The 12,952-nt window shown below is 38.0% G+C and carries 13 protein-coding genes; 2 read left to right on the forward strand and 11 right to left on the reverse strand.

Annotated elements, in window-relative coordinates:
- The first annotated feature begins 382 nt into the window (after window positions 1-382).
- Both VEI_RS07350 and VEI_RS07355 read left to right on the forward strand, forming a co-directional pair.
- Window positions 383-1,306 carry a LysR family transcriptional regulator gene (locus tag VEI_RS07350; protein WP_059363866.1) on the forward strand — a complete coding sequence of 308 codons (924 nt, stop codon included), beginning with the start codon at window positions 383-385 and terminating at the stop codon, window positions 1,304-1,306.
- A complete protein-coding gene (locus tag VEI_RS07355) occupies window positions 1,306-1,725 on the forward strand; it encodes a hypothetical protein (protein ID WP_059363868.1) in 420 nt (139 codons plus the stop codon). Before VEI_RS07350 ends, VEI_RS07355 begins: the two co-directional genes overlap by 1 nt.
- A gap of 91 nt (window positions 1,726-1,816) precedes the next feature.
- On the opposite strand, the gene VEI_RS07360 is transcribed toward VEI_RS07355, so the two are convergent.
- The 11 genes from VEI_RS07360 to VEI_RS07410 form a co-directional block, all read right to left on the reverse strand.
- Window positions 1,817-3,133 (reverse strand): MFS transporter, encoded by a 1,317-nt coding sequence (locus VEI_RS07360; RefSeq protein ID WP_059363871.1) that lies wholly within the window; start codon window positions 3,131-3,133, stop codon window positions 1,817-1,819.
- A 201-nt stretch (window positions 3,134-3,334) separates the two neighbouring features.
- Window positions 3,335-4,081: a Bax inhibitor-1/YccA family protein gene (locus VEI_RS07365; protein ID WP_005378409.1), complete on the reverse strand. Its 747-nt coding sequence runs from the start codon at window positions 4,079-4,081 to the stop codon at window positions 3,335-3,337.
- Between the two features lie 231 nt (window positions 4,082-4,312).
- Window positions 4,313-4,669 (reverse strand): cupin domain-containing protein, encoded by a 357-nt coding sequence (locus tag VEI_RS07370; protein WP_005379354.1) that lies wholly within the window; start codon window positions 4,667-4,669, stop codon window positions 4,313-4,315.
- Window positions 4,670-4,697: 28 nt separating this feature from the next.
- Window positions 4,698-5,573: a DUF4261 domain-containing protein gene (locus VEI_RS07375; protein ID WP_059363873.1), complete on the reverse strand. Its 876-nt coding sequence runs from the start codon at window positions 5,571-5,573 to the stop codon at window positions 4,698-4,700.
- A 21-nt stretch (window positions 5,574-5,594) separates the two neighbouring features.
- Window positions 5,595-6,596, reverse strand: coding sequence for a hypothetical protein (locus tag VEI_RS07380; RefSeq protein ID WP_059363875.1), 1,002 nt, complete (start codon window positions 6,594-6,596; stop codon window positions 5,595-5,597).
- 32 nt (window positions 6,597-6,628) lie between these two features.
- The gene (locus VEI_RS07385) at window positions 6,629-7,129 is read right to left on the reverse strand and encodes a hypothetical protein (protein WP_059363876.1); all 501 of its coding nucleotides are present in this window, start codon (window positions 7,127-7,129) and stop codon (window positions 6,629-6,631) included.
- Between the two features lie 299 nt (window positions 7,130-7,428).
- Window positions 7,429-8,976 carry a citrate lyase subunit alpha gene (gene citF / locus VEI_RS07390; protein ID WP_059363878.1) on the reverse strand — a complete coding sequence of 516 codons (1,548 nt, stop codon included), beginning with the start codon at window positions 8,974-8,976 and terminating at the stop codon, window positions 7,429-7,431.
- Complete coding sequence (locus VEI_RS07395; RefSeq protein ID WP_059363880.1) at window positions 8,966-9,931, reverse strand: HpcH/HpaI aldolase/citrate lyase family protein; 966 nt, start codon at window positions 9,929-9,931, stop codon at window positions 8,966-8,968. The genes citF and VEI_RS07395 overlap by 11 nt, the downstream gene beginning before the upstream one ends.
- Window positions 9,931-10,200, reverse strand: a complete 270-nt coding sequence (gene citD, locus VEI_RS07400) for a citrate lyase acyl carrier protein (protein WP_005379312.1) — start codon at window positions 10,198-10,200, stop codon at window positions 9,931-9,933. The genes VEI_RS07395 and citD overlap by 1 nt, the downstream gene beginning before the upstream one ends.
- A gap of 104 nt (window positions 10,201-10,304) precedes the next feature.
- A complete protein-coding gene (locus tag VEI_RS07405; RefSeq protein WP_005379349.1) occupies window positions 10,305-11,726 on the reverse strand; it encodes a DASS family sodium-coupled anion symporter in 1,422 nt (473 codons plus the stop codon).
- Between the two features lie 280 nt (window positions 11,727-12,006).
- Window positions 12,007-12,918, reverse strand: a complete 912-nt coding sequence (locus VEI_RS07410; RefSeq protein WP_059363882.1) for a LysR family transcriptional regulator — start codon at window positions 12,916-12,918, stop codon at window positions 12,007-12,009.
- Between the last annotated feature and the right edge of the window lie 34 nt (window positions 12,919-12,952).

A 12,952-nucleotide genomic window follows, 5' to 3' on the forward strand; every position in this document is an offset into this window, starting at 1 on the left:
ATTATTGCCTCCTTAAGCATTTAGCAAAAATAGAACACTTGCTTAATCTATCATTATGTTTAGGAATAACAACCATTACAAACTTGCGTACATGAAAAAATAATGCAATAATATATATGTTATATATAAATATGGCATTATGAAGTACAAACTATTTTGTAGTGGGCACAACCATAATTCCTAATATCATAACTTGATATAGCCCTATAAACTCATTATAACGTGGCGAGCTATATCAAAGCAATACATACAGCGCTTGGTACCTTGCCAATATCGCTATCCATACTTTACTTAATGTAATAGCTGATTGCATTTTAGTAATAACTATTCTCATTTAAGGTTTTCCTTTATATCACATCCTTTTATTTACAGGGGGTTAGTTATGGATTTTCACCATTTAAAATACTTCGTAGAAGTAGCTGATCAAAAGAGCTTTAGTAAAGCAGCAAGAAATTTACATATCTCACAATCCGCGATTAGCCGCACAATAAAAGCATTAGAAGATGAATTAGGCGTTGTCCTTTTCATGCGTAATGCCAAATCCGTAGAACTCACTGATGGTGGTACCATCTTTTTAACTCATGCAAAACGTGTTGTGTTCATGTTTGAACATTTAAAAACAGATTTTGAAAACGAATTTCGTTTGGAGCAAGATTCCATCCGTATTGGTATCCCTCCTATTACGGACGCACCAATTTTTGCACAATTATTAGGCGAATTTAAAAAGGTATATCCACAAATTGATTTAGAATTATACGAACAAGGTTCTAAGAAGGTTGAAATCAGTGTTCAAGAAGGTCTAATCGATATTGGTATCATCTGTACAAAACCAAATCCTAAAGAATTTGAAGCTTTTTATCTTACATCTGATCCATTGTCCGTAATCCTTCCTAAAACTAGTCCACTAGCTAAAGAACCGGAAATTCGTTTAGAAATGCTTTCAGAGGAATCCTTCGTTCTCCATAAAGACGATTTCAATTTACATGATGAAATTATCAAAGCTTGTAAACACACAGGTTTCCAACCTCATATCGTTTTTGAAACGAGCCAACGTGATCTCATGTTACAAACTGTTAGTGCTGATCTTGCCATCGCCTTACTACCATCTCGCCTCTGTCCTGAGGTAGGTGAAAATACAGAGGTTGGTTCCAAGGTTGTAGTACGCCCTCTTGTTCCAGAAATCATCCATACATTATATGTTATCTGGAAAAAAGGTCACTACCTCTCCCATGCTTCTCGCTTGTGGTTAGACTTCGTTAACTCCAAATTACCATTACCTGGTCTACAATTGGAGGGCCACAAATAATGAATAAACCATCTGGGCTCGCAGCAAAATTGCGGGCCCTTTTGAAAGCTAAAGAAACGCCTATGTGGGCTGTTATTTTGATTCTAATCACCGTTATCATTATTCAGCAAATCCAAATATCAGAATTACAATGGCGCGTTGATGAAGATCATGATGGATCCTCTATCGAAAGTGTCGCTGGTCGACTTTATATTTTAGAAGGTATGGCCAATAAACACGCCGATCAAATTGAGGAACTAGAAACATATATCCGTCAATTACAAAATGATGGTGCCAGATATGACTGGGAACTCAAACAATTAGAATGGTTACATCCAGAACTCAAGGTAATTCCTCCTGACGGGAATCCTAACCCTTTGAAATCGACAGATCTCAACCTAGATATGAACCCTGGAAAAGTGCCTGATGTAAAGAAATAGAATAAAGAGCTATATCTATAGATAGCACCGATACCATGTGTATAAGTGTATTAAAGATATAGCTCTTTTTATTTGCCAATTAATTCTATATTTAGTTATCCTTATGTTCCATTGATTTTGGTAATGTTAAAATCAATAGACCTGCGAGGAACATACAAGCGCCCATTACATAGTAGCCCATTGCAAAGCTACCAGTATGTCCGTTGATAAAACCAAGCATATAAGGGCCTACCCAACCGCCTACATTACCAGAGGAATTAATAAGTCCCATAGCGCCTGCTGCAGCTGCACCCGATAAGAATGTAGTTGGCATTGTCCACCATACGCCCATGCCGCCATATACGCCTACAGCCGTTAAACAGATGAATAACAAGCTAATTTCAGGTGATGGACTATGTGGTGTAGCAATAAAACCTATGGTACCAACAAATAATGTGGTCGCCACATGCCAACGTTTTTCATTTCGTTTCTCTGAGGAGTAGCCACAGAACACTTGTACCAATAAGGCGGCACTCATTGGAATAGCAATCGACCACGCTACAACACTTGGTGGCCATCCAGATAAGCTTTTAAGCACTTGTGGCATCCAGAAACTGAATCCCCAGAACCCAATAACCCACAAGAAATAAATCAATGCTAATCGCAATACCTTTGGATCTTTCAAGGCCTGCCAAATTGTGTATTTCTTTACGGATTGTTTTTCAGCTTCTTCCTTGGCAAGCTCTTCTTTGATATATGCTTTCTCCGCAGCAGTTACCCAAGCAGCCTCTTCTGGTTTTTCTTTCATCCAGAATGCAAAAATGAAAGCAAACACAACGGCTGGTATTGCTTCTACAATAAACAATGTGCGCCATCCGTGTAAACCAAAGAAGGTCGTATCGAGCAATACGCCGGCTAATGGACCACCAATAATATTGGAGAATAACAGAGATGTAAGCATTAAGGAAATCGCTTTTGCCCGCTCTCTCGGTAAAAACCAATTAGGTATTAATAAGGAATAAATAACTGGATATAATGACGCTTCACATAAACCTAACAGGAATCGATATAAGAAGAACTCCCACTCTGTCGTCATTGTTGTCATGAGGACACACACAATGCCCCAACTAAACATGATACGCGCTACCCAATGCATCGCATTAAATCTCGCTGCTAACAGAGATGCAGGGACTTCAAATAAAACATAGCCAATAAAGAATATACCTGCGCCCATACCGAATATTTCTGGTGTTAACCATGGTAAATTCTCTTTCATGGTCAAGCCTGCATAGGCGATATTTACACGGTCTAAAAAGGCAATAATAGAAACAATAAATAATGGTAGGATGACATGCAACATACGCCGCCTTGTAAAATCCTTAAAATCGATGGCCCCACTTTGAGGCTCTGGTACAGATGATGAGTTCATATGAATCCTTTCTACTTACTATATGATACGTACCATAATATATTAAAAAAACAAATGTCCTCTGTCAATGATATTATATAGAATATAGGAATAACGAATTAGAATATGTAACATACAAAAAGCACCTTATATCTGTTATGTAAAATCTCCATAAAGATTTCTAACAGTATATAAGGTGCTTTCACATACACTATTCAGATATTAGCGTCTGTTACCAAAGATACGCAACAAAGATAAGAACAAGTTAATGAAATCGAGATACAAGCTAAGTGCACCAGCAATTTCAATACGATCTAAAATCGTTTCATCTTCAGATAGTGCCAATTGAGTAACACTGTTTTTAATCATGTTCATATCAACAGCCGTAAAAATGGAAAATACCACGACCCCAATGTAGCCAAGAATCAAGCTAATTGTACTATAACTAATGGAACTAAGATATGGAATCGAAAAATACGATGCTGCCATAAATACAAGACTTACGATAATCATACCAAATATAGCAGCCACTAAGTACGGTGTTAATCCGGCTAAATTCTTCTTAGTTGTAAGGCCTACAATAGAAAAGGCAACGAAGAACGCCAATGCTCCAATCAATGCTGGTACAGTAGCTTCCATGATGCCATATGCTAACGAAACAAGTGATAAGGTAACGCCATTCAATGCACTATAGATGAAGAACATCGCATATAGGGACATAACATTGGCCTTATACGTGCGCATGCTAAACAAGAATACCACCGCTACTTCTGCAATCAATAAAATATTAAAATTGCTAGCTGCAAAGCGCGCCCATGACGGATTCATTAGCGTCGCAATACCAATACCCAATGTGGTCAATAAACCAACAACCATCCATAAAATAGAGCCCTTTAACCGTTGAGATACAATACTTTCTACCAATGCTACATCATTAGCATTTGGCGTTTGTGTCATATATGGATTCATAAGAACCTCCTTGCTATTTGTAGTTTATATAGTTTGTTATCTATCTATATATTATACTAAAAATTCTTATTCAACGCCATAAAAACACATTGTATAAAACCAAATCATAAAGAATTTGAGTCCTTCTACCTCACTAGTGACCCACTTTCTGTTATCGCTCCTAAAAAAACACTTTATAGTATGAATATATCTCTATCACAAGATAAGAAAATACTATAAAGTACTTTCATATTAATTAGTAGTAACAGGATCATAATCAGACGGCACCGGAGCAACGATACTCACAAAGACAATATCTTCCGTTCCAGTATTTTTTGCACCATGACATTCACCCTTTTTAGATACTATAACTTGCCCCTTTGTAAAAGGCACCTCTGTATCAGGTGTTGGATAAAATACACCCTTGCCTTGCAATATAACCCATATATCATCAGAGTGATGATGATAATGTTTTGGTAAGGTTTGACCAGGTTTAATAACCCATACTGAACCACCTGTGGAATCAGTTTGATAAAATGGCGTCCTAACAGCATTCTCCAAACTTTCAACTTTCACAAGTTCCATATCAAAAACACGTTGATTACTCATAATACCCTCACCTTTCATCAATTAACGACTAACGAGTTCCTGAAGCATATTCACCCATATTTACATCAAGCACTGCTCTCACCGGTTGAATTAGAGAATCCTCATAATGCAATGTCCATTGCACATTTGAATCCAATTCTCCATTCTCTAGGCCGCTAATAGTATCACCATCACCCACAGGATTGTCATTTTCTAAAATAAAATACAGCATATTATATGCATGAATAACTACATCATCAGGATTCATACCATGAAAGTGATACTGTACATCAGGCAAGAATAAGGTGCTCATCCCCACCGAGTCAACCATCATATCTTCTGTACCTTGAATGTTAAAATATCGCACATTAACTGCATAATCAATAAAACGAGTTACAGCCTTATCTGGATAATTTTCAATCGATTCACGACTTAAAAACTTACGAGATGGACCAAAGACAACGGCCTTACAAGCCGGATATAATTCTAACAAAGCATCTACATACTTTACGAGCATATCAGCACGCTGTTTTGACTCTAAACCAGCAGCTAACATATCCGTAGCAAATACTCTATATTCGCACTCTGCCAACAAGTCATCTACATTGGGACAATTCCATACCTGACTACGATCAAAATCGTCTAATACAGGCTTATCAATTTTCTCACATTTTGTAATCATCAATGTTGGAGGAACCTCTGCATCATTATCCTCATAATGCACCTTATAATTCTGAGGTGCAAAACCAGCTGAATCCGCCCCATAACTAAAACAATCTACAGTGCCTAAGTGCTTTGTAAATACCTCAACCATATGCTCACGGTCAAGTATATCACAATGCTCCGCCATCAGCAACTCAACAAAAAAGATACCACCAGGACGATCTGAAGTATCCGTTAAATCCTGCTTAAATACTTGGCTCATATGCTCTCTCCTAATTTTTAACTATTGTTCTGACGAGTGTATTAATTTATACCATTTTACAATACCTTCAGGGATTAGATAATTTACACTTTCCATCTTAGACTTTACCCATAGATATAAGTCATTTGGAGCAATAATATGAATCGAATCACTTTGAATATTGGAATTTTTTATCTCACCTTCCGATGTAAATAGATATACTTCTTTTTTTCGTTTCTGATCATCTACCAAATCAATATACTTAATAAAATCTAAAGCAACATTTCCTTTTTTAACTTGAGGATATGCAAGCATCCCATTTTCTGGATTTACTAATACACATTCATATAGCTCAGTTGCAATTTTATTCGTAGATGGGATTGTCACATAACCTTTACGATCATATAAATATAAACAAACTAAATCCTCACAATCATTTGGAGATAAACAATCATAAAATAATTGTTGTAAAAATTCTTCTTTTGAATTCTCTAATATCAAAGGTTTTCCCCAAAATGCATATTCAGCATACTCAAACATATAGTCTTTATTTATACGTTGAATAGTTCGACCGCGAATAAAAGCTGTTGCTACTGCACCTGGTACCTGGCTTTCATCACCAATCCGTTCCCACTTAACCTCTGTAATTTGATTAGCAGCATCAAAATCTAATGCATCATCATCGCTGTTATAAATATACTCAGATTTTTCAGTTACATGCCCTAGATAATAAATACCATTATCACGCATCCAAATATAGTCACCCTTTTCAACTTCCGTTAGCATATCAACAGCAATCAACCGTTTTTTACGATTTATCCCATATAAACCATAAGTTCTAACAACATCATAATACTGATTTATATCTTCTATATTTTTACGTTTTTCTTGTATTTCAATTATAGCCTCAGGGTTATAATTCTTTATGTGGTCATCCTTAATACTCCACCCTAAAGCAGCAACATCATTATCTAAACAATACTTTGAAATTTTTTCTCCACTGCTACTATCTGTTCTTGTTTGTAATCTCCACACAGTTCCCATGGCATTAACCTCCAAATTAAATAATACAAACTTCATACAATAAATACATTACCTTTTAATTTATAGTATACAGGATGATATTCAGTACTACAAATCGCCATCCATCGTTTTACAAACTTCTCAAAATCAATGTTATAATTACAATTTAATAGAATTTGCATAGAGTTTTGTAATAGATATACTCGTTCAATTTCTAATCTATCTATTAAAGAATTTCTTATAAGTTCCCCTTCAACAACTTGTTTAAATCTTGCATATAAATAATCAATACACTGATTTTTATATCCAAGTTTATAATTGCTAGCCACAAATAAACTACGATATGATAATGCACTCGGAAGAAAAGATTCCCATTCTAGTATTTCATGTCCATCTTCAACCATTCTAATATACATATCATTAATATCAATATAATCTCGAATCCAACATTCAACCATTAAGTAAATATTTAATTCTTGCTCCATTAAGTCATCTATATAAAAATCCTTTAATCCATCTATATCAAATTCTACATTAGCCCTATATTGATACATAGATATCCCCCTAATATATAACCACATTCTTTTATATAGATATTATAACTTTATAAATGCCCAAATTTTCACCCATAGCATCATATTTAATATGTAAAAATCTCACATTACCCCCTCCCTACAGTCCTATAATTCATAAAAATACAAAAAGACCCTCTCCGTGGTCCGTAGAGGAACTTCAGGCATGTGTGAGTCCTAGGACCATGGAGAGGGTCTTTGTATTATTTAATCAGCGTGGGATGGTGATACCACCAGCGGAACCGCACAGTATCTAACCGTGCTCCACATCACCAACTCAATTATAGAGGTTTACGAACCACGTCGATGATAGAGCCATCGCGGTATTCTACGATTGCGATGATGTCTTCGTCTTTGTCAGATACAGGAATATCTTGTGGTTTACCAACTAAGTCGAATGCTAATTGTTGTAATTCTTCAATTGTGTAGATAGGCAAGTTGCTATCTTTGAAGCGTTCAATCAAATCAGTACGAGCTGGGTTGATTGCAATACCGTATTCAGTAACGAGTACGTCAACGGAAGAGCCTGGTGTAATTACAGTTGCTACTTTATCACGGATCATTGGCAAGCGACCACGGATCAATGGGCAAGTAATAACCGTGCATTTAGCACCTGCTGCTGTATCAGAGTGACCGCCAGAAGCGCCCATCAATACACCGTTAGAGTCTGTCATTACGTTTACGTTGAAATCAAGGTCGATTTCAGTAGCACCAAGGAATACTACGTCTAGGTAGTTTGTAGTGCAGTCTGTCCATGGGTTAGCGTACATGGAAGCAGACATTTCGATATGTGCAGGGTTTTTATCCAATGATGCAGCTGCAGTAGTATCGAATGTTTGAGTATCATAGATAGCTTTGATCAAACCTTCTTCAAGCATACCAGTTAAGATACCAGTAGCACCACCGATAGCAAAGCCACCAGCTTCACCGCGTTTGCGAAGTTTTTCAGCGATGAATTTTGCTACAGTCAATGGAGCACCACCAGCGCCCAATTGGAATACGAAACCTTCTTTGATGATACCCGCTTGGTCAAGGAATTCACCAGCTAGTTCAGCGATTTTAATTTGAATAGGGTTCTTAGTGAAGCCAATTGCACCAGAAGCAATACCTTCTGGATCGCCGATGCTTTCAACAGGAACAACATAATCTACATCTGTTTGAGGGATGGCATAGTTGTGTACATAGTCAACCAAGTTATCAGTGATGATAACAGTTGTATCTGCATAGTGAGAGTCAACCTTAGCATAGCCAAGTGCGCCACATGCGGATTTACCCATACGACCAGTTGCATTGCCGCGAGGGTCAGCTGTAGGAGCAGCCATGAAAGCTACGTCGATATGAACTTCGCCAGATTCGATAGCACGAGCACGGCCACCATGAGGACGAATGACTACAGGGCGTTTTAATACGCCAGGGTTTTGTGTTAAGAATTTACCAAGACGATCGCGAAGACCAGATGTTTCGAGAGCTGTAACAGTACCGTCTTGAATCATTTCTACCAAGAAGTCATGGCATGGAGACAAGGAAGAAGAAGCGATTGTAATATCTTTAATGCCTTTCGCTTGAACGCGTTCCATAACCATTTTCATAACATAGTCGCCATTGCGCAAATGATGATGGAAGGACAATGTCATGCCATCTTTTACGCCAGCTTTTTCGATTGCTTCATCGATGGAAGCAAGAACTTTATTAGTACCAACACGGCTCATATGAACAGGTTTACCTGCACGTTTTGCCTTAGGTTCAATTGCGAATTCACCTTGATATACTTCGCGACCTTCTAGTGCTGGGATATTTGTTGGGATATCGCGACCTACTTTATTTAACATCGTATTCTGCTCCTTCCTCTAATTCAACTTTAATGCCTGCTGCACGAGCTTTATCAACTACGCGTTGTGCACGAACTACGATAGGACCATCGATCATCTTACCATCTACGGAAATTACGCCTTTATTGTTGCGCAATGCATCAGCATAGCTGTTCAATACCTTAACGGAATGAGCGATTTCTTTTTCATCAGGAGTGAATACTTCGTGGATAATTTTGATTTGGCTTGGGTGGATGCAAGATTTGCCGTCATAACCCAATGCTTTAATGAATTCAACTTCTTCGCGGAAACCTTGAGGGTCTTTTACGTCAGAGAATACAGTATCGATTACGCGGATACCTGCTTCGCGTGCTGCATGAAGGATTGTTTGACGAGCAAACAACAATTCAACAGCTGGTTTATGTTTACCTGTGCGAAGATCGGCACGGTAGTCTTCAGCGCCAAGAGCGATAGCAACTACGCGAGGACCATGGCAGATTTCACGAACATTGTACAAGCCACGAACGGATTCAATAGCTACGATAATGTTGATTGTACCTTCTGGCCAGCCATTAGCTTTTTCCACTTCTTCAATTTTCTTCGCTACGATTTCAACTTCGGATACGTCTTCAGTTTTAGGTAAACGAATCATATCAGGTTTAGCTGGAACGATAACATCAAGATCATCATAACCATAAGGAGTTTGTGTAGGATGGTTGATACGAACAACTGTTTCAGCGTGGAATTTACGGGATTTCAATGCTTCTGCAGTCAAAAGACGAGCTGTGTCTTTTTCTGTAATAGGCACGGAATCTTCGATATCGATCATGATGGAGTCAGAGCCGTGGATATCAGCACTGTTAATCATTTTTGGTGTATTACCAGGAACGAACATCATGGAACGGGATAAGCGTTTTTTAGCCGCTTCTGTAAGCGGATTAGTTTTTACTTCTGGAAATGTTTTATCGTTAGCCATTATGCTTTGCTCCCCCTTTCTAATGCGCCCAACACGCGAGCTTTAATTGTGTAATCCCAAGCGTTTTTATCTTGTACAGTTACTTTTACGCCATCAAAACCAGCTTCTTTAACTGTATTCAAGATAACAGATTTAATTTGGTCGCCATATTGACGCATAACTTTGGAAGTCAATTCGATTTCGATGCCGCTAGCAATCGGTTCTACCGTAACTAATGCATCATTTTTTTCGTCGAAGCCTGCTTGCGCAGCTTTCACTAATTGTGCCATGTTACATCCTTTCACTAAAAAATATATCAAATGGCAAAGACCAGACCGTCGCGAAGTCTGGCCTAAGCCGTAAAAACAATGATGATTATAAAATTATATGGTGATTAAATCATACCAATGAAAGTCCACCAAGGGATACCTATTACAAAGAGTAAGATCCAGCTTAATACCGCTAAGATACCACCAGCAGTCCACCATTCTTTCAAGTTATTATAACCTGCAGAGTAGATAATAGGACCAGGGGATGCACCGTAGTGAGTTACGAGACCACCAAATGCATTTGTAGCAAGCAATACTAAACCAAACATAACAGGGTTAACACCGGCTGCCATACCTACTGTTAAGAATACAGGAAGCATGGATGCGATATATGCGGTACTAGAAGCGAATAAGTAACGAATAACAACGCTGATAGCGGAAAGAATTAATACTACTACAAGTGGAGATACATCGAGTGCCAAGTTGGTTTGCATGAATGTAGCAAGCCAAGCAAAGAATTTAGCTTTTGTTAAAGCTGTAGATAAACCAAGGATAGCACCGAACCAGATGAATGTGTTCCAAACAGCTTTTGTTTGAACCATATCTTCCCATGTGATGATGCCGGATAAGAAAACAACAGTCATAGCAACTAATGCTACTGCTGTAGGACTCAAATCAAAAGCGATAGCTGGGAAAAAATATCCAATAGAAGGCCATGCCCAACCAAGAAGAGCAAGAATGAATACAACAGCCAAGATTTTTTCAGACATTTTCATAGCCCCTAATTTTGCAAGGCCTTCGTCTGCCAATTTCTTATTGTCGATTTTTACAGCTTCAGGACGGTCAATCCAGTAGCCTACAAGAGGAACAAAAATCAACATTACAAGGCCAGGAATGGCCAAAGCCACTGCCCATTCGACCCAGTTCATAGTAAGGCCTGTAATCTTAGTAACGAAATCCAGTGCCAACACATTAGGAGCCATAGCTGTTAAGAACATAAAGGACGTAATCTTTGTTACGAAGTAACCATTCATCAAGATAAAGGAACCGCCGCGTTTTGCAGTATCACCAGGGTAAGAACCGATAGATTCTGCAATGGATAAGTTAATAGGATATACGATACCAGCTGCACGTGCTGTATTAGAAGGTGTTGCTGGAGACAAGATTAAGTCAAGAAGCGCTGTTACATAGCCTAAACGCAATACGGTAGAACCGAATGCACGGATTAAGTGGTACGCTACACGGTGACCAAGACCAGTTTTACCAAATGCAACGCTCAAGGAGAAGGCTGCAATGATCATCCACAATGCTGTGGAGCCATAACCTACCAAAATATCTTTTGCATTGTCCATGAATAAGGCAGAAGCAGCTAATACAGATAATAAAATAATTTGAATTGGATATGGTTTTAAAATCAAACCTAAGATACCTGCGATGTAGAAACCAAATAGGCGCCACGCTTCCGCAGATAGTCCTGCTGGTGGAGTTGTAAACCAGAGGATAATTGGAATTAGCACGATAACGGCTAATTTTACAAGTCTTTCCATGTTTTTTCCTTTCTTATAAACATAGGCATATACTGTTCATCCTAACACTACCCAAGTAATTCGTAATACGCGACTATTACTTTATGAATTCTTGTATTTAGTATGATTTCATTATACGTTGATAATCATTTTCTGAAAAATAGATTACCTTTATAGGGGTCATAAAAATTTTTATAACTGTCATTCATACTTTTTATGCATTTTTCTCATAGATTTTTAGGTGTAAATGAAAAAAATGCATGCATACACCTCTAACAAGATGTATACATGCACTTACATGTTATGATTTATATTCTCTAAAAATACTATCGTCTACGACAGTGTGTTTTTTATAGTAATCTCGTACGTACTCGATAAATGTTTTGACAGCAATTAAATTGGCCGACTCTTTTGTGTATACCATATTGGTATCACGCGTAATATACGTGCCATCCTTGCTACGCAATGGGCTAACATAAATATCTTTGTCTTTACAAGATCCAAGCCCCATATAGGTTAGAATAGACCATCCTAGACCGGCCCGCACAAAATGACGACATGTACTCATGGAATTGACGTCCATCGCCACAATAGGAGGTTCTTCAAAATGCTCGGCACACCATTTTTCAATGATATTAGCTACCGATGCATCAGTTTGGTATCGAATAAAGGGCACCTTCTCTAACGATTCTGGTGGTACTAACTCTTTATATACCAAGCAATACGGTTCTTCCAATAACAATTCTGAATTACCTGATACTTCATATCCACCGCGTGCAAACGCCACCATACAATCACCGGTATTAAACATCTTTACAACTTGATGGCTGAAAGCTGTCTTAACTTGAATATGTACATCTGGATACTGTTCGCGGAACGATTTCAACAAAGCTGGTAATTCATAATCTGCAAAATTGATGGATGATGCAATCTTCAAGGTACCTTGAATCTTACCAGTAGACGATGTCAATGCATGGTCTAAGGCCTCTCTATCATGTAGCATGCGTTTGCAATAGTCATAATAGATTTCACCTTGTGGCGTCAATGCAATACCTTCTGTGGTGCGAAGCAACAAGGAGTATCCTACACTATCCTCTAAATGACGCAGTCGATAGCTCAAAGCAGGTTGTGAAACAAATAACTTTTCAGCTGCTTTTGTTATATTACCTTCATCTACAACGGTTACAAAGGTACGCCATTCTTTATCATCCATAGTCGTACTCCTTTTTATGACCAACCTAATTACA

It is taken from the genome of Veillonella tobetsuensis, assembly GCF_001078375.1.
GTDB lineage: Bacteria > Bacillota > Negativicutes > Veillonellales > Veillonellaceae > Veillonella > Veillonella tobetsuensis.